Origin of the sequence: Nostoc sp. MG11 (genome assembly GCF_014904695.1) — a bacterium.
Taxonomy (GTDB): domain Bacteria; phylum Cyanobacteriota; class Cyanobacteriia; order Cyanobacteriales; family Nostocaceae; genus Komarekiella.
The window spans coordinates 62,480-80,314 of record NZ_JACXXN010000019.1 but is presented as its reverse complement, the minus strand read 5'-3'; the positions used below and the strand labels follow the sequence as shown (position 1 = coordinate 80,314).

Annotated in this window: 16 protein-coding genes; 9 read left to right on the top strand and 7 right to left on the bottom strand. The window is 39.3% G+C overall.

Annotated features, from left to right (window positions below; all coding sequences use genetic code 11):
* Window positions 1–56: 56 nt before the first annotated feature.
* The gene (locus HCR01_RS23155; protein ID WP_193198485.1) at window positions 57–1,277 is read right to left on the bottom strand and encodes a glycosyltransferase family 4 protein; all 1,221 of its coding nucleotides are present in this window, start codon (window positions 1,275–1,277) and stop codon (window positions 57–59) included.
* 238 nt (window positions 1,278–1,515) lie between these two features.
* Between HCR01_RS23155 and HCR01_RS23150 the strand changes: the two genes are divergently transcribed.
* The 4 genes from HCR01_RS23150 (at window position 1,516) to HCR01_RS23135 (ending at window position 5,573) form a co-directional block, all read left to right on the top strand.
* Window positions 1,516–2,313, top strand: a complete 798-nt coding sequence (locus HCR01_RS23150) for a glycosyltransferase family A protein (RefSeq protein WP_193198456.1) — start codon at window positions 1,516–1,518, stop codon at window positions 2,311–2,313.
* 305 nt (window positions 2,314–2,618) lie between these two features.
* Window positions 2,619–3,638 (top strand): Npun_R2821/Npun_R2822 family protein, encoded by a 1,020-nt coding sequence (locus HCR01_RS23145; RefSeq protein WP_193198455.1) that lies wholly within the window; start codon window positions 2,619–2,621, stop codon window positions 3,636–3,638.
* Between the two features lie 75 nt (window positions 3,639–3,713).
* On the top strand, window positions 3,714–4,661 hold the full coding sequence (locus tag HCR01_RS23140; protein WP_193198454.1) for a glycosyltransferase family 2 protein: 948 nt from the start codon (window positions 3,714–3,716) through the stop codon (window positions 4,659–4,661).
* Between the two features lie 90 nt (window positions 4,662–4,751).
* A complete protein-coding gene (locus HCR01_RS23135) occupies window positions 4,752–5,573 on the top strand; it encodes a class I SAM-dependent methyltransferase (protein WP_193198453.1) in 822 nt (273 codons plus the stop codon).
* Window positions 5,574–5,588: 15 nt separating this feature from the next.
* On the opposite strand, the gene HCR01_RS23130 is transcribed toward HCR01_RS23135, so the two are convergent.
* The 4 genes from HCR01_RS23130 to HCR01_RS23115 form a co-directional block, all read right to left on the bottom strand.
* Window positions 5,589–6,821 carry a glycosyltransferase family 4 protein gene (locus tag HCR01_RS23130; protein WP_193198452.1) on the bottom strand — a complete coding sequence of 411 codons (1,233 nt, stop codon included), beginning with the start codon at window positions 6,819–6,821 and terminating at the stop codon, window positions 5,589–5,591.
* A 156-nt stretch (window positions 6,822–6,977) separates the two neighbouring features.
* Entirely contained in the window at window positions 6,978–7,658 is a 681-nt protein-coding gene (locus HCR01_RS23125; RefSeq protein ID WP_193198451.1) for a hypothetical protein, read from the bottom strand.
* A 34-nt stretch (window positions 7,659–7,692) separates the two neighbouring features.
* The gene (locus HCR01_RS23120; protein ID WP_193198450.1) at window positions 7,693–8,433 is read right to left on the bottom strand and encodes a ParB N-terminal domain-containing protein; all 741 of its coding nucleotides are present in this window, start codon (window positions 8,431–8,433) and stop codon (window positions 7,693–7,695) included.
* Complete coding sequence (locus tag HCR01_RS23115) at window positions 8,433–9,797, bottom strand: AAA family ATPase (RefSeq protein WP_193198449.1); 1,365 nt, start codon at window positions 9,795–9,797, stop codon at window positions 8,433–8,435. Before HCR01_RS23115 ends, HCR01_RS23120 begins: the two co-directional genes overlap by 1 nt.
* A gap of 506 nt (window positions 9,798–10,303) precedes the next feature.
* Between HCR01_RS23115 and HCR01_RS23110 the strand changes: the two genes are divergently transcribed.
* Window positions 10,304–11,188 (top strand): ParA family protein, encoded by an 885-nt coding sequence (locus HCR01_RS23110; protein ID WP_193198448.1) that lies wholly within the window; start codon window positions 10,304–10,306, stop codon window positions 11,186–11,188.
* 90 nt (window positions 11,189–11,278) lie between these two features.
* Here the strand turns inward: HCR01_RS23110 and ileS are convergent, their stop codons facing one another.
* On the bottom strand, window positions 11,279–14,194 hold the full coding sequence (gene ileS, locus HCR01_RS23105) for an isoleucine--tRNA ligase (protein WP_320073160.1): 2,916 nt from the start codon (window positions 14,192–14,194) through the stop codon (window positions 11,279–11,281).
* A gap of 182 nt (window positions 14,195–14,376) precedes the next feature.
* Between ileS and HCR01_RS23100 the strand changes: the two genes are divergently transcribed.
* From HCR01_RS23100 to HCR01_RS23090, 3 genes are read left to right on the top strand one after another with little or no spacing between them, the layout of a single operon-like run.
* Entirely contained in the window at window positions 14,377–14,697 is a 321-nt protein-coding gene (locus HCR01_RS23100; protein WP_193198446.1) for a DUF433 domain-containing protein, read from the top strand.
* A 4-nt stretch (window positions 14,698–14,701) separates the two neighbouring features.
* On the top strand, window positions 14,702–15,064 hold the full coding sequence (locus HCR01_RS23095) for a DUF5615 family PIN-like protein (RefSeq protein ID WP_193198445.1): 363 nt from the start codon (window positions 14,702–14,704) through the stop codon (window positions 15,062–15,064).
* Between the two features lie 15 nt (window positions 15,065–15,079).
* Complete coding sequence (locus tag HCR01_RS23090) at window positions 15,080–15,307, top strand: hypothetical protein (protein ID WP_226889560.1); 228 nt, start codon at window positions 15,080–15,082, stop codon at window positions 15,305–15,307.
* Window positions 15,308–15,352: 45 nt separating this feature from the next.
* Here the strand turns inward: HCR01_RS23090 and HCR01_RS23085 are convergent, their stop codons facing one another.
* Window positions 15,353–16,093 (bottom strand): Ycf66 family protein, encoded by a 741-nt coding sequence (locus HCR01_RS23085; protein WP_193198444.1) that lies wholly within the window; start codon window positions 16,091–16,093, stop codon window positions 15,353–15,355.
* A 307-nt stretch (window positions 16,094–16,400) separates the two neighbouring features.
* Here HCR01_RS23085 and gndA point away from each other — a divergent pair, with 307 nt between their 5' ends.
* Window positions 16,401–17,831, top strand: a complete 1,431-nt coding sequence (gene gndA / locus HCR01_RS23080; RefSeq protein WP_193198443.1) for an NADP-dependent phosphogluconate dehydrogenase — start codon at window positions 16,401–16,403, stop codon at window positions 17,829–17,831.
* Window positions 17,832–17,835 lie beyond the last annotated feature (4 nt).

Here is a 17,835-nt window from a genome sequence, read left to right as displayed (position 1 = left end):
TCTAGTAAATCCTATCTCTTCAACAAGCAGAAAATTGGATTATATAAGAATTATTCTCATCCTCCGCCAAGACAAACTTGTTGATAACTTTTACCAGCGATATCCCAAGTAAACTCTGTTTCTACCAGTTGTCTACCGTTGCGAGATAATTCCGAGCGCAGATATGCATTATCAAATAGTTGACTAATAGTGTTGACGTACTCGGCTGGCTTGTTTGCTCGTAATGCCCGTAATGATTTGCTCGCGCCATCTACAGATAGTCCTTCTAAGCCGCGATCGCTTGCTACTACGGGTATACCTGCTGCCATTGCCTCTAAAGTTTTATTTTTAATGCCAAACCCAGTTCGCATGGGCACAACGCAGATAGTTGATTTGTGTAAATACTCTACCATCGAATGCACACGCCCAGTCACATTGATTCCCGGTTTTTCTTGAAGCGCTAAAACTTCTGGCGTTGGATGAGAACCGACAATATCGAAGGTTGTTTCAGGATAATATTGTTGGATTTTTGGCAAGACTTCATTGCTGAAAAAGCTAACAGCGTCTATGTTTGCCAAATTATCCATTGCGCCAATAAAAATTAAGCGATGTCCTCCTGGATCGGCAGTACGGTTAGGGAAACAAACCAAATCTACGCCATTAGGAATGACTGTAATTTGACTATTTGGGTTGAATTCTTGTAGTTGAATTTTATCTTCTTCAGTTGTGACTACAATTTCCGAGAATTTAGAACAGTAGCTTTGTTCATAACGACGCAGAAGCGGTAGATTAATTTTATCTCTGAGTGCATTTTCAGAAATGCCTGTTGCTAGCTGATTAAGACAACTACCGTAAACAGAACTATGAACATTGACTATGGTTTTTAGCTGTTTTTGAAAATGCGATTGTACGTAAATTTCGTTAACGCTATGTTCGCAGGTAATCACATCACATTTTCCTAGCTGCACAAAGTTATCAACCCAGGCTTGCATCTCGACTGAATAGCGGTTGAGTACACTTGGTGGCGTCCCCTGTTGCAGAAATACGCCAAAACGCTGGATTTTCTTGAGTATTCCTGCGGTGGTTCCAGAATTTAGGGGGCGATCAAAAACTACTAGATGATCCACACAATCGCGCAATCCTGCTATTTCGGTGTCTGTAACATTGCGATCGCGTTGAGTCACAAGGGTAATAGCATGGCGTTGACTCAGATACTTAAGTAAATTAAATGTCCTCACTTGGGTTCCCCCCCGCGTTGGCGGATAAGGAAAAGTAGAAGATAGCATTAAGATGTTCATACAAGTGATATCTGGTACGTGGTACATACACCATGACTTCATTACAGGCTAGATGTCATCACAAATATCCCTTATATATTATTTGGAAAATTTTTATAAATTAAAGCAAACAAAAAGCTGGTTAGCTATTGAATGACAACAACAGTAAATTTACTGTATAGTTCCACCTAAAGTGTTGTTTTTACGTAGGAGCTTAGGGCAAAATGTAACCATCACCAGACCAAATAGGAAGATCAATATGCTTGTTTTTATAGTTCCAGTCAAAAGCAAATATGTTTCTACATCATGGGAAACTGTATCTAAATTATTTGGAAGGTGTGTAAAATCAATCTGTAACCAAACTGTAAACGACTTTAGAGTGATTGTTGTTTGCAATGAAAAGCCTGAGATAGAATTTAGCCATCCTCACATCACATATATTGAGCATAACTTTGAATTACAAGGCAAAGACTGGAAAAGCAAACAGTTAGATAAACTATCAAAATTTACAACGGGATTAATTTATGCGCGGCAACTCAACCCATCCCATGTTATGTGTGTTGATGCTGATGACTGCGTAAGCAAATATTTAGCAGAGTTTGTTAATAGCAACCCTCAAGCTAATGGTTGGTTTATCAAAAAGGGCTACATTTATAGTGAAGGCAGTAAACTCATACGTATTATGAGGAAAGGCTTTGATCAATACTGCGGAACAAGCAACATAATTAGATATGATTTATATAATGTCCCTGAAATTGTCAATGCTATATATGATAATGAATATACACAATACATTTTTAATTCCTATCGTCATCGTGACATAACAAGCACTCTAGCAAAAAAAGGAACACCGCTTGAACCCCTACCTTTTCCGGGCGCTGTTTATATTAAAAATGGTGAAAATGTTTATTTTGGAGTTGCAAACAAAAATAAAGCACTACCGCTAAAATCAAGGCTTTTAAGAATAAAAGCTTTATTAGATTATAGATGGATGGCACAATCAACTCATGAAGAGTTTAGTTTATATAATATCGATAATATTTCAGAATTTGCGTAATTAATTTCAGATTACTAACTATTTTAAAAAGTCGGTAATCTTGCGAATTCCTTAGCCTTGACGGATAGGGTAACGAAAAAGATACTATTAAAATGTTTATTTAATTGAATATCTGGGAACCCTAGCAAATAGAGCAACCAAAAAACTTGATGTTTTTTGGTTGTAGACTCATTTGTGGGAGGATTTCATGCTTCAAGCTAGTTAGCCTAGAATTGTAACAGGAATATAGACTAAATCATGTCATCCCCAAGCTGTTTATATAATTGCTAAAACTATTTATCACCTGGAAAAAAGGATTTTGTCAAATGGAATCTTTCGGTATTTACACCCTTGCAAATGATGTAGTCTATGACCAATTGGTAGCTTTGCTAAATAGCATTGAAATAAATGTAAGTGCAGATATCCCAGTTTGTATTATTCCCTATGATGAACGACTAGACCGAGTTAAGCAAGAAATTAATTCTCGAAAGAACGTAATATTGTTTGAGGATTGGGATGTGATTCAACGCTGGGAAGAATTTGCTCACCAAGTTTGGGCAGCTCATCCTAGAGAAAGAGAGACAAAAACATCGCGTCCTAGTTGGTACAAAAGTCATTTACAAAGAAAGTTTGTTGCTTTTGAGGGTGTTTTTGAGCAATTTGTATTTTATGACGGTGATAGCTTGGCGATGAAGCCACCCACAGATGTAATTGAAAAGCTCAATAAATACGATTTTGTTTTTGATGATTGGGAACATCTTAAGAATAGAACTGTAGCAGCTTTAGATATTTCAGTTATAGAGAAAACTGGGCTATATACGGAAGCTGATATTCGTCCTAAGCTACATTGTTCTAGTTTTTTTGGGTCTAAACGAGGATTATTTACTGCTGACGAAATTGAAGTAATGAAGCAGCAACTAATTGACAAAAGAGAAATTGAATGGATTAATGGACATGGATGGTGGGATGATGCATTTTTGTTTAATTACATGACTTTACGGTGCGATCGCCCACTATTTAACTTCACACTTAGTCCCGATGGTCAAGATAGAACCGGCAACTGTGCCAATGCAGATCCCTTCGTAAATATTAATCATGTTCTTTACAATCAAGATGGATTAAAACCCATTCATCGTATTCACTACATGAGCTATTCCTCTAGTGATTTTGCCCGTTTATCTCAGGGAGAAGATGTCAATATTCTTTATAGAGATGAGTTTTTATACTATCGTTTTCTTAAACAACCAGAACAAAGACCACAAAAACTAAAACCACCAAGTATGGCATCAAAAACTAATCGATTTATCAAAAAGACTATCAAAAAAATTCAAAGAACTATCACCTAATTTTTAGCTGTATGGTGGTCAAGCATCACCATACATTTAATTTGTAATTGATATTATTACAATAATTTATATAATATGCCTAAAATTAGTGTTTGTATCCCTACTTTTAATCGTGCCTATCTGCTACCTCATGCCATTGACAGTGTACTTAAGCAGTCTGAACAAGACTTTGAATTAATTGTGTGCGATGACGGTTCTGACGATGGTACACCCGAGTTAATGTCACAGTATACAGATAACCGCATTAAATACATTCGTCATCCGCAAAATATTGGTAAAAGCAATAATATGCGCTCTGGTTTTAATGCTGCAAGCGGCAAGTATTTTATGAAGTTTGATGACGATGATAGCCTAACAACCGACTTTCTAGCACGTACTGCTGCAATTTTTGAACAAGACTCTAGCATTGATTTTGTTGGTACAGACCATTGGATAATCGACATTAATAATGTCCGCAATCAAGAGAAAACTCAGGAAAATTCTCGTCGCTGGGGTAGGATGAATTTACCAGCAGGTATCGTAGATAATTTGCTAGAAGTTGTATTTATTCACCAAAGCTTTCAAATTGGAGCAACATTATTTCGCCGTCAAACCTTGCAAGAATTAGGATTTATGTTACCTAATTTGCAAAATTGTGAGGATAACGATTTGTTCGTGCGGTTGGCTTTAGCTGGGAAAAACGGCTATTACTTACCAGAGTTATTGATGGAATATCGCTATCACGCAGAACAACAAGGTATTAATCGAGCTATTCCTTATTTATTTGATAAAATTCAATATTTAGAAAGTTATCACTTTGATTCAGAAAAACTGGAGTTAATCCGAAAAAATCGTCTTGCTGAAACACAATTATTATTAGGTTTGCGTTTAATTGAAAAAGGTGAAACGCCAAAAGGCAGAGAACTAATTTTTGCAGGACAGTCTTTTTCAACTACCAAAGCATGGACTGGTTTAGGTTTATCGCTATTACCAGTTGGGTTACGGAGTAAGGCGTTTAGTATACTGCGACAAACACGAGGTTAAAATTACCTAACAAAACAAAATATGAGAAGTATCCAGTTGATTAAAAAGTCAAGTTTACTTACTCTCAATTTAAAAGTAAATAACTGAATTATGCTAGCACCTAAGATTATACCTTCTAAGTTTTTTATCTGGAACCAAAAGTACAAAGCACCTGTGGGAGCTTCATGGTGGTATCAATATACCAATTCCAAAATTACTGGAAACAATTTTGCTTGGCGTAATCGCTATAACCTACCTAGTGAGTTAATTAAACAGATTGGGCCCTTTGGTTTTCAAATCAATAGCCTTACACGCATCTTTGAATATCCCTGGTGTTTTTTCGCCACACCGTTAGAAGCAGGTATGCGTGTAGTTGAAGTTGGAACTGGAGCTTCTGGTTTTCAATTTGTATTAGCTCAATCTGGTTTGGATGTTACCTCAGTTGACCCTCTTATTAATCCTAGCGAAAAAGTTGATTGGATATTTACTATTGAGCAGTTTCATAAATTGAATAATGTTTTTGGTGGTAAAGTTAGATTTATTCAGGATTTTTTACAAAACGCTAATTTGAAGAATAATTATTATGATCGCATTTTTTCTATCTCTGCAATTGAACATATTCCACCAGAAGAATTACCATCATTGGCAAAAGAAATTGAACGACTGATGAAACCTGGTGGCTATTTTATAGCAACAATAGATTTGTTCTTAGATTGTTATCCATTTACCAATAAACCTTGCAATAAATATGGTTCTAATATCTCAGTTAGTTCTCTAATTAAACACTCAGGATTAAAACTTAAAATAGGTAATCCTGAAGAATTGTACGGCTATTCTGAGTTTGAACCAGAGAATATTCGTCAGCATTTGGATGAATTTTTAGTTATTGATAATGTTCTTACACAGTGCATTGTGCTAGAAAAAACAGTCTAATTTTAGACAACTTCCTCAAAACAGTTTGTGGATAGCCTTTTCCACCTTGCGACTAACCGCTTCCCAGGAGTATTCTGCTTGTACTAATTCATAAGCAGAACTAGCTAGTTTCTCCCCCAAAGAAGAGTCTGACCAGATTTGGGACACTCCTGCAACTAACTCTTCTACCTCTCTAATCAGCAGATGTTCCCCATCTCTAGCGTTGATTCCTTCAGCACCTTTAACTGTACTAACAACAGGACAACCAGCAGCAAAGGCTTCTACGATTTTCAGGCGTGTACCTCCACCCTGAAGTAATGGTACAACCATGACACTGGCAGCAGCCAAATAGGGTCGAACATCTGGTACACTACCAGTAACGATAATTCCAGGCGATCGCTTAGCAGCATCCAGCATAAATTGAGTCGGACTGCGCCCCACTAGCAGCAAACGGCTATCTGGGTAAAGTTCCTGTAGTCGTGGGTAGATTTGGTTAATTAATAACTCAGCCGCCACTGTATTGGGTGAGTATGAAAGTTGACCAAGAAAAAGGACATTTCGGCTTGTATCCTCTAATCCAGTCTTCGGGCTGTATTCGCCGGAGCGTACACAGTCGTAGTGCGCTACATTAATGCCGTTAGGTACAACGTAAGTGGGCGATACTTCTCCATAAAACTTGTTTATCAAGCTCACATCATCTTCGCTGCATACCCATACTTGGCTAACTTGCTTAGTAAAGTCGCCCTCAATTGACTTGAGATGGTCTAGCTGAATTTTGGCTTTTAACTTTGACTTTATACCTTTAACTATACGGTATCTCTGCTGCCATAGAGATGCTTCCACGTTATGGTTATCGAAGATAATGCGACATTTATGTTTCTCGACCACACTCAAGTAAGGATATAGCCATACCTCTTCAAGAACTACAATATCAGGCTGAAATTTTATGAGAGTTTCGTCTAATTCTTGAGCAGCAGTTTTTGTATAAGCCCAATCTGCATCTGGATGTCTGCGGGGATGTAGCCACCACAACCGACTTTCTAAGTTTTCCCAGTTTGACCGATGTGTGGAAAAGTTGGAATGCTTCCATAGTGTAACCCCTGGTAGAGATGTGCTTTTAGGAGTCCAGTTTGAGGCTGAAAAAACACCAACAGGGCCAAACTTCATCATAATATTGATGTTTTGCCAGGTACGTAAACTTGCTCCACCCACGGGTGGATAAGGTACTTCTTTTGTGATAAATAAAGTGCGAATTGAGGAAGTCGTCACTTAAGTATGTCTCCAATGATTACAAGTTATGTGGGAATGCGTAGACGATTATAAGAATTCCTCACGCAGAGGCGCAGAGGCGCAAAGAAAGACTGCAAACGGTAAGCAATGCCCCACAATTATGTAATACAAATACTCAGTTAAGGGTTGGAGAATCTACCTATTTTGTGGGATAGTTGGAGTAGGTTGGTAAGTTGTACTGGATCTAAGTTGACTGATCACAAAGAAGGTACCAACAGCTAAGGTAATAGATACGACTGCGATCGCTAAACGATTAGCCTTCCAAGAGCTTAGTTTCCCTTGTGTATATGCAGTATTAGCTATATTGACTTCCCGTTTAGCTTCTTCCAATATTGATTGGAGAGCATTTATCTGCTCATCTTCTAATTCTGAAAATCTATCTTGCCTAAAAGCTTGTTCTAGAATTTTTATCTTTTCCTCTGAAGATAGTTGAGCAAGTTTTTCCTTAACAACTTCATACGGATTAGTTTGCCTTATAGGTTGTGAGGATGGAGTTGGAGAAATTGGCGGTTGAATTGGAGTATCTCGTTGAATCTCTTCTTTATTAAATCTATACGGGGTATCTTGCTGTATAGATATTGGTGATTGAGTTTGAGATTTTCGGGGTTGAGTTGGGATCCGTTGATTATTACCTATTTTATTTGTCTTAAATGACCATTTATACTCACTATCTTGGATAATCACATTCTTCAATGAAGAATATAGGTAGTGATTTATTTCTCGTCTTTCAACTCCCAGCATTTCAGCGATTTTTGCTGCTCTTAATGGAGTACCACGCTTCAATATTTCAAGTATTTTGGATTCTAGTTTATCCATAGCTTATAAATTTTGTATAATTAACTAGGTCAATTCAGCTAATAGCATTAGAAAAGCTATCGATAACCTTTAGCATTGTTTTATCGCCTAAGCCCTTAATACGCTCAACTACATTGCTAAAAGATTTAAATTTACCATTCTCTCGTTCGTTGAATATTTGTTCAATTATTTTAACATTAATACCAACTCGTCTTAACTTAGGAGCAAGCTCGGATAAGCTCAAGGTATTAAGTGCCTCTAATGGTTCAATTTGCTTTGGAATTAGATCTTCAATTTCTTTCAGTCTGTCATTAATATTTTTTATTTCACGTCTAAGCTCTGTCTGCAATTCAATAGTGCGATTTTCAAAACGTGATTCTAAGTTTGTCATGCGACTTTCTGTATTAGTAACTCTTAATTCGATATTTGTTGAGATGGATTCTTTGCTATCTGAACCAGTTGATACATTGCTGTAAATAGCAGGTTTTGATTTTCTAAATAATTCAACTTGCTTTGTAATAGACTCCTCATTTTCAGGCTCAATAATAAATGCTCCAATCATCTCGCCTTTACGAGGATCTATTTCTCTAGCTCTAGCAGCAGCATGATACTCAAAGTCTCCATCTACTACCTCGTATGATTGCAGACTTGTTCTGCGAACTACTATGGGGTTAATAACCCCTTCAGATTCTAAAATAAAGTTAGCAGCTTGTTCTAATTCATCATCTGGAAAAGTTGAACGAGGCTTGATGGATGTAATTTTCTTTACGGCCACAAGTGATGTAGATAATTTCATTAAGCCAAACCTATCTTTTGTAAAACTTCTATTGCTAGCAACTCAAATTCTTGTGCTGATGTTGATTCTGGTTTAAAATCTAATACTGATATTGGATCAGCTATCTCCATATCTCCAACGATCTGAATTTTTTCAGCGCACTTTGCCAAGTCTTCTCTTTCATAAATCACAGCATCCATGACGTTAATACCATATCGGCTAGAAACCTTTTCTATACGATTTTTTAAAGTTGATTGTACAAACTTAGCATTTGTTGATATTTTACTAGCTAAAACTCCTATTATTTCAATTGGTGGTTTTCTAATTTGCTTTCTAAATCCATTAATAGTTTTTATAAACTCTTTAACATTCGTTAATCCTTGGTTTGCGAAAGGTTTTAAATCAGATGGGACGATAAGATAATCTGTAGCTATCAAAGCAATTTTGGCATACAGATTTAAAGAAGGTGGAGTATCAATCAAAACAACATCGTATTGTTCTTTCACTTCCTCTAATTTTTCAATCAGTATTAGTCTGCTATAATCAAGTGCATTCAGTTCTGTTTCTAATCTTATCAAATCAATGTGTGCAGGGACTACATAAATTTCTGGATTACTAAAATTAGACTTTCTAGCTACCTCCGAAATAGGATAAAACTCTTCTGAGTGCAATACATGAAAAATATTAGAGTCTTTTATATCATCAAAATCTTCATCATCAAATTTGACCAAACCAGTGGCAAATGTCGTGTTAGCTTGGCTATCTAGATCAATAACTAAAACTCTTTTACCCTTTTTACTAATAGCAGCAGCTAGATTAACTACAGTAGTTGTCTTTCCTACACCGCCTTTATTGTGGTAAACTGCAATTGTTTTCATTGAATTTTGCCTCTTAGTTTCCAAAATTGAATTGTTCTCAGCAATTTGAATCTCTGACTTATCTATTAACGGTTTTTCTCCTAGACTTTCTCGGCCAATTAAAATTTTAATTCTATCTATCTTAGTATCAACTTCTTTGCCAAAACACTGAAAGACTAGCCGAATATCATCCTGTAATGTTTGATAAATTCTGATCTCTTTGCCATTAGTTAACAACCCATATCGCACATTCAAGCTTGTTAAATAATGCCTGAGTCGGAGGACGTGATTATTTAAGTTTTGTTTAGGGTGCTTTGCCTCCATGACGACGCTCAGCGGCGAGTTGACATCTAAGACAAAAGGAATCACTTGCGCTGCAAATGCTAAGAAGTCTAAGCGGATGCTACCAAGGGCAACTTCTTGATGCCAAGTATCAGGAGTATACCCTAGCTGTGGTAGCAAATATTGCACTATGAGTTTGCTTTCAACTTCGCTTTCGTTACGACACAGATCAGGATTAAAAGGCAATCTTTTTCTACCTCTAAAAAATTACAATTATTGTCAATAACTGGATTTCTGTTCGATTATGGCATAGCGTTAATTGTCTTGAGTAATAAAATATACTAAGAAAAATATAATAAATCATAATATAACTAATGTTTCCACTGGAAATTTAGCTATTTCTGAGAGCTAGCCATGTTCAAAATTATTAGACTAAGTAAAAGCAAAATGCTGTAAGAGCACACATCATCTGTGTGTCTCTACCAACGACATGTGAGCTTTAGTATAAGTTCCCAACTTAAGTTCACAGGTTAGATAAGTGTAGACGTATACTTCAGAGGAACAGGTTTTTTCTTTGCCAGCGTTGCATAATTAAGTCCGGGTTGCTATATAATCTGACTGCCTCAATTGAGGAAACATGACTGAAACGACTCTTTTGAGTCCCCGAAAATATTAAATTTAACGGAAGTTTCAATTGTTCAGCAGGGGTGTACGCTACCTAGATGGGAAGGCGTCATCAGAGGAATTAACCAATGGGATATGTAATTGCTACTGCAAATATGAAAGGTGGTGTAGGGAAAACCACTCTCACCGTCAACTTAGCTACTTGTTTAGCGAAAAATCATGGTAAGCGGGTGCTTGTCCTTGATTTAGATAGCCAAATTAGTGCCACACTCAGTCTGATGTCGCCTTTGGACTTTGCCAAGCGTCGCAAACAAAGACTGACATTTAGATATTTAATAGATGAAGTTATCAATCCAGAACCAAACGCAAAACTGACGATTCAGGAAATCATTCAATCTCAAGTTTGTAATCTACCCGGACTAGATTTATTACCGGGAGATATCGACTTATATGATGAATTTGTCGTTTCAGAAATGCTGCATCAACAAGCAGTTGCTTTGGGTGAACAGGATTTTGAAACGATTTGGAATCGCTTTGAAAGAGTCTTGATTAATAACATTTTAAAATCAGTTCGCCAAGACTATGATTTTATCCTCTTGGATTGTGCTCCTGGCTATAATCTATTGACTCGTAGCGCTTTAGCTGGTAGTGATTTCTATATACTTCCTGCTAAGCCAGAACCTTTATCTGTAGTAGGTATTCAACTACTCGAAAGACGCATTGCCCAATTAAAAGACAGTCATGGACATGAAACAAAGATAGATATAAAAATGCTAGGAATTGTATTTAGCATGTCCAACGCTAACCTTCTAACTGGCAGATATTACAAACAAGTGATGCACCGTGTGGTTGAAGATTTTGGTGTAGAAAAAATTTGTAAGACTCAAATACCAGTTGATGTTAACGTTGCTAAAGCTGTTGATAGTTTTATGCCAGTTGTTTTAAATGCTCCCCAGTCATCTGGTTCTAAAGCGTTCTTTCAGTTAACTCAGGAGTTGTTGCTAAAGTTGTAAATAGTAGCTAGTTTTGTGTCTTAGTGCCTTTATGGTAAAAAACTATTTTGTTAACCACAGAGACACAAAGACACAGAGAAATTTCTTTTTTTAGAACTCTCCGGCTAAGGCTGCAACGCAACGTTCGCAAATTAGGGGATGTTCTGCTGATTCTCCCACATGGGTGGAGTAGTTCCAGCAGCGATCGCACTTTTCCCCATCTGCATTCACTACACCAATTCCCCAGGTGTCAGTCTGCAAGTTGTATTTCACGTCTCGCAGTTTGTCAGGAGAATCTAACAATTCTACTTGGGAAGTAAGGAACAGATAGCGGAGTTCATTGATACCGTTACCAATGGCTGTATTCAATGTTTTTACTGAGGAGCGTAATTGTTCGTCAGCTATATACAGCAATGCTTTGGCTTCTAAAGAAGAACCAATTAGCTTTTCTATCCTGGCTTGTTCTAGCACCTTATTGACCTCAGTGCGGATTTGCCGGACTTGTTGCCAAAATTCTGCTAATTCAGGATTAAGCCATTTTTGGTCTATCTGCACCCAGCCTGATTCAAACACCGATTTGTAGGGTGTTTTGTAGGGGAAATATTGCCAGATATCTTCAGCTGTGTGGCATAGTACTGGGGCGATCGCTCGTGCTAAATTTTCTAAAGCTATCTTCAGCACTGTTTGACAGCTGCGACGGCGAAATGTATTAGGAGCACTGATGTACAGTCTATCTTTGGCAACATCTAAATAAAAGTTAGATAAATCCACAACGCAGAAATTCTGCACTGTTTGGAAAAAGCGGAAGAATTGGAAACTATCAAACGCTTCTGTCACTTCCTGAAACACCTCGGTGATGCGGTGTAGCATGTAGCGGTCAAGTTCTGGCAATTCCTCAAAGGGTACTGAGTCTGTTTCGGGGTTGAAATCATGCAAGCTACCCAACAAAAACCGCGCTGTATTGCGAATCTTGCCTCTCACATCATTCAGTTGCTTGATGATGTTTTTACCAATGCGTACATCAGCAGAGTAATCCACCGATGATACCCACAACCGCAAGACATCTGCACCATAAGGCGGTTCTTGTTTTTGATTTTTCCCGCCTTCAATGATTGTATTCGGGTCAACCACATTCCCTTCTGACTTACTCATCTTCCGCCCTTGTTCATCGAGTACAAAGCCGTGAGTTAGCACAGTTTTGTAAGGCGCACAGTCATTCACAGCTACACTAGTAAGCAAACTTGACTGAAACCAGCCGCGATGTTGGTCTGAACCTTCTAAGTACATATCGGCTGGGTAGTGTAACTCTGGACGCTGCTTGGTAACAGCTGCCCAAGATGAGCCAGAATCAAACCATACATCCATCGTGTCCATACCTTTGCGGTAAGACCGACCATTATGACGATAAGATTCTGGTAACAATTTCTCTACCGACAGTTCCCACCAAGCGTCAGAACCTTTTTCGGCAATGATTGCTTGGACGTGAGCGATGGTTTCTGCATTTAGCAGTGGTTCTCCTGTTTCTTCATCGTAGAAAACGGGAATGGGTACACCCCAAGAACGCTGACGGGAGATACACCAATCAGAACGCTCTGCCACCATTGGCGTGATGCGATTTTCACCTTGGGCTGGAATCCATTTTACCGAAGCGATCGCCTTTAATGCTTCTTCCCTAAATCCCTCCACCGAAGCAAACCATTGTTCAGTAGCGCGGAAAATCGTCGGCTTTTTCGTCCGCCAATCATAGGGATATTTGTGTTGGTAAGGTTCTTCTTTCAACAAACAACCCGCCGCTGTCAGTGCATCAATTACCGCCTGATTACCATCACCCAGTACATTCAACCCAGCAAACTCTCCCGCTTCTTGGGTAAAGTTACCATTATCATCCACTGGCGCGAGGATAGGCAAACCATAACGCTGACCGACTATGTAATCTTCTTGACCATGACCGGGGGCAGTGTGTACCAACCCAGTACCCGACTCAGTAGTGATATAATCACCACCTATAACAATCGGACTTTCACGGTCAAATAGCGGATGACGGTAGGTAGTATGTTCTAAATCTTTCCCTTTGAATATGGTTTTTACAGTTAACTCAACTCCCAACGTCGAAGATAAACTCTCCACCAAATCTGCCGCAACGATTAGATATTTGAAATTTATCTCGCGCAAAGGCGCAAAGGCGCTAAGATTACCTTGCGTCTCTGCGTCTTGGCGTGAGACTTCCACCACCGCGTAGTTTAAATCTGCATTCACCGCCACAGCCAAATTCCCCGGAATTGTCCAAGGCGTAGTTGTCCAAATAGCCACACCTAATTCCGACAGATATTCTCCCAACAGCGGTTTAATACCCTCCGCCAAACCTGTAATTGGAAAAGCTGCATAGATACTGCGGGAAGTGTGGCCTTCTGGATATTCTAACTCGGCTTCTGCCAAAGCAGTTTTAGAACTGGGACTCCAGTGAACAGGCTTCAAACCACGATAGATGTATCCTTTTAAGAACATCTGACCTAATACACCAATTTGCGCTGCTTCGTATTCCGGCTGGAGAGTGAGATAAGGGTGTTCAAAATCACCCCACATTCCGAAGCGCTTACAGGTTTTACTTTGATCTTCCACTGCTTCTAGAGCAAATGCTTTCGCTTTTTGCCGCAGTTGTAAAGGTGTTAAGTTTTGCCGCTCTGCTGGCTTCATATTCTGCAAAACTTTCAGTTCAATTGGCAAGCCGTGGCAATCCCAACCAGGCACATAACGAATTTTACGTCCTTGTAGTAGTTGGTAGCGATTAACAATATCTTTAAGAATTTGACCTAAAGCATGACCACTATGAAGTGAGCCATTAGCGTAGGGAGGCCCATCATGCAGTATAAATAATTCGCCTGGGTTTTCTTTGGAGAGGCGATCGTAAATTTTATTTTCTTCCCAAAATTTTTGGATTTCAGGCTCACGCTTGATGGCGTTTGCCCGCATATCAAAGTTAGTTTTGGGTAAGTTTACAGTATCTTTATAGCTTCCTGATTCGGTCACAGTCTCATGCCTAAGATTAGTTGTGCAGGTTCTATTAATTATAGAAGATGGCATCAAAACCAAAATTCGCTATATTATTCATCGTCATTAACGTTAAGCCCATTTAAGACAATTTGAGCGATCGCTCAAATTGCCTGAATGCTAGGATCATAGAATACATATATCATTAACCTCAGCTAACTATGCAACTTGAAGACTACTTTAACTTTCTAGCTCCCGATGATATTCGACTTAAGAGTACACGGGTAGGAATTGAGACGATTCTCTTTGACTACCTCTTCCATGCCAAAACTCCAGAAGAGATTGCCAAGACTTACACCTCATTGACTTTAGAACAAGTCTATGCAACTATTCTCTATTACTTACACAATAAGCAATCAGTGGATGCATACATGACCGATTGGTTAGAGTGGGGCGATCGCATGAGAGAAGAGCAACGTCGCAACCCAAACCCAGTTGTAGAGAGACTACGAAAATTAAAAGCTGAAAAAATGGCCATTTAAACTCATGGCGCTCAAGTATCTCATAGATGAGAATGTTGATCCAATTTACACAATTCAACTCCGCCGCCTAAAGCCTGATCTATTTGTAGTAGCAGTTGGTGACTTGACTACTCCACAGAAGGGAACTCTAGACCCAGAAATTTGGGTTTGGTATGAAGAAAATGATTGTATTCTAGTCACTAACAACCGTAAATCTATGCCAGTTCACTTGGCAGATCATGTAGCTCAAAAGCATCATGTGCCGGGAATATTCATCCTGAATCCGAAATTAAGCTTTGGTGAAAATCTTGAACAGTTACTTTTGATAGCTGAAGGTTCGTTTGATAACGAGTATCAAGACCGTATAGAGTTTTTGCCTCTCTTTTAGGAAGTTGTTATTTTTTTGAAAAACGTTGCTTCTTCATTTTACTACTGCGAATACTTTTTAATCTGTCCTGAAAAACTCAGATTTTCACCACTAGCTAGTGATAAGACGATTGACGGTGACATAATTTTAGTAGCTCAAGCTGTAACTCTTGCTGTTTTAGATGTAGTAATTGCAACAACTAATGTTGGTCACTTATCTAGGTTTGTGTCAGCCGATTTGTGGCAGAACATTAAAACAAGTTGAGTGAAACCCAACATCATGTTTAGTTAACGTTGGGTTTCACTAAATTCAACTAGCCTGATTATCAGGCGGTATTACCTCAGGTGACGTTTCCGCTGGCGGCGCAAGTACCGCATCTGGAGCAATTTCCTCTACAGGAATTGGTTGTTTGTCCTCAGTTTCGGCATCTGCTTGAGCTGCTTGCACCAATTCTGGAGATGGGGGATTGGGTGGAATTGCTTCCGGTATACTCTCGATTTTTGCTTCGGTGTCTGTAGTAGCAGCCGCGTCCTCTGCTGGTTGTTCTGGTATGGGAGTAGTTTTGTCTACAATCTCAACAACAGGGTGCTCTGTTAGTACAGAGGTAATATCTTCAGGTTTGGAAGTGGGTATTTTTTTACTTACAGTCTGTTGCACCTTGCCTTTCACGCCACCGAAGGTATTACTAATTCCCTGTTGCAGCTGAGCAAGTCGTCCCTGAACAGACAACTTATTGACCTGTTCCTGAATGCTAGTTTTTACTGTCTCAGGACTCGGTACTTGGGTTTGTTGTAGCAGTGGGGTTAGTTGCCGACGTAATGAAAGAGTTTGCCAGCCAAACCAAACCAAAAGAGCCACACTAGCCACATGACCCAGCAACAACCCTCCAGAAATGCGTGGTGCAAACACCCATAATACTAGAGCGTAAAAAAGTCCTACACCGCTCCAGATAAAGTCATTCTTACGGTGGATTTCTGGGAAAAAGAAAGCTGCTATGTAAATGGCTAAACTACCAAGACCGACCACTAAAGCTAGGACATATGCCAGCATTATTTGGTTACTCCTTATTGCGTCCTTTGACTAGGGATGAGATATTGGGGATTCAGATATGGGGAATTAAGAGAGAATTTCCTAGTCCCTAGTACTTAGTTACCAGCCCCCAATCCCTTAACTAAACAATTTTGCCAATTTTGCAAGTCAATTGTTGATTTAGATACAAATTAAAATTAATTATCTATGTTAGTTGTGGATTTTTGTCGTTTATATCAACTCTTAAGGTCTTCTTTAGGAGAGAAGCGAAAATCTCGGACTACCCTTAAAGATAAAAGGATCTGCAAGAGTTAGCCAAACATAGTTTATGACACTACAAAGCTTTGGTGTGATTGGTTTAGCTGTAATGGGCGAGAATATCGCTCTAAACGTCGAGCGTAATGGCTTCCCAATTGCAGTTTACAACCGCTCCCGAGAAAAAACGGATGCTTTTATGGCGCAGCGTGCGCCAGGACGGAACGTCAAAGCCGCCTTTACACTAGAAGAATTTGTCGCCTCATTGGAACGTCCCCGCAAAATCCTTGTGATGGTGCAAGCTGGTAAGCCAGTAGATGCGGTGATTTCTCAACTCAGACCCTTACTAGATGAAGGCGATATCATTATTGACGGTGGCAACTCTTGGTTTGAAGATACGGAACGACGCACTCAGGAATTAGAACCCGCTGGGCTTCGGTATCTTGGTATGGGTGTCAGTGGCGGTGAAGAAGGGGCGTTAAATGGCCCTTCTCTAATGCCTGGAGGTACAAAAAGCTCCTACGAGTATCTATCGCCAATTTTCAACAAAATTGCTGCTCAAGTCGATGATGGCCCTTGCGTAACGTATATTGGCCCTGGTGGTTCTGGTCACTACGTCAAAATGGTACACAACGGCATTGAGTATGGCGATATGCAGTTGATTGCTGAAGCCTACGACTTGCTGAAAAATGCTGCTGGACTTGACCATATTCAGCTACATGAGGTGTTTACTGAGTGGAACACCACCGATGAACTCAATTCATTTTTGATTGAGATTACCTCAAATATCTTCCCTTACATTGACCCTGAAACCAATCTACCGTTGGTTGATTTGATTGTTGATGCAGCAGGTCAAAAGGGAACTGGACGCTGGACTGTCCAGACTGCGCTGGAATTGGGAGTTTCTATTCCAACAATTACAGCAGCGGTGAATGCCCGGATTATATCTTCCATTAAAGAAGAACGGGTGGCAGCATCCAAAGTCCTTACAGGCCCAAATGGCAAGTATGATGGACAAATTAAGGATTTTGTCAACAAAGTGCGGGATGCCCTCTACTGCTCAAAAATCTGTTCTTACGCTCAAGGGATGGCACTGCTATCTACAGCTTCAAAGACATATAACTGGAATTTGAATCTGGGTGAATTGGCGCGGATTTGGAAGGGTGGCTGTATTATTCGCGCTGGCTTCTTGAATAAGATTAAGAAGGCTTTTAGCGAAAATCCAGCATTACCTAATCTGTTATTAGCTCCTGAATTTAAGCAGACTATTCTCGACAGACAAACAGCTTGGCGAGAAGTGATAATGACAGCAGCACAATTGGGAATTCCAGTGCCAGCATTTAGTGCATCATTGGATTATTTTGACAGCTATCGCCGCGATCGCTTACCTCAAAATCTGACTCAAGCACAACGTGACTACTTTGGCGCACATACTTACCTACGTCTTGATAAGCCCGGAAGCTTCCACACTGAATGGGTTCCTATTGCTGAATCCGAAAAGTAAACTT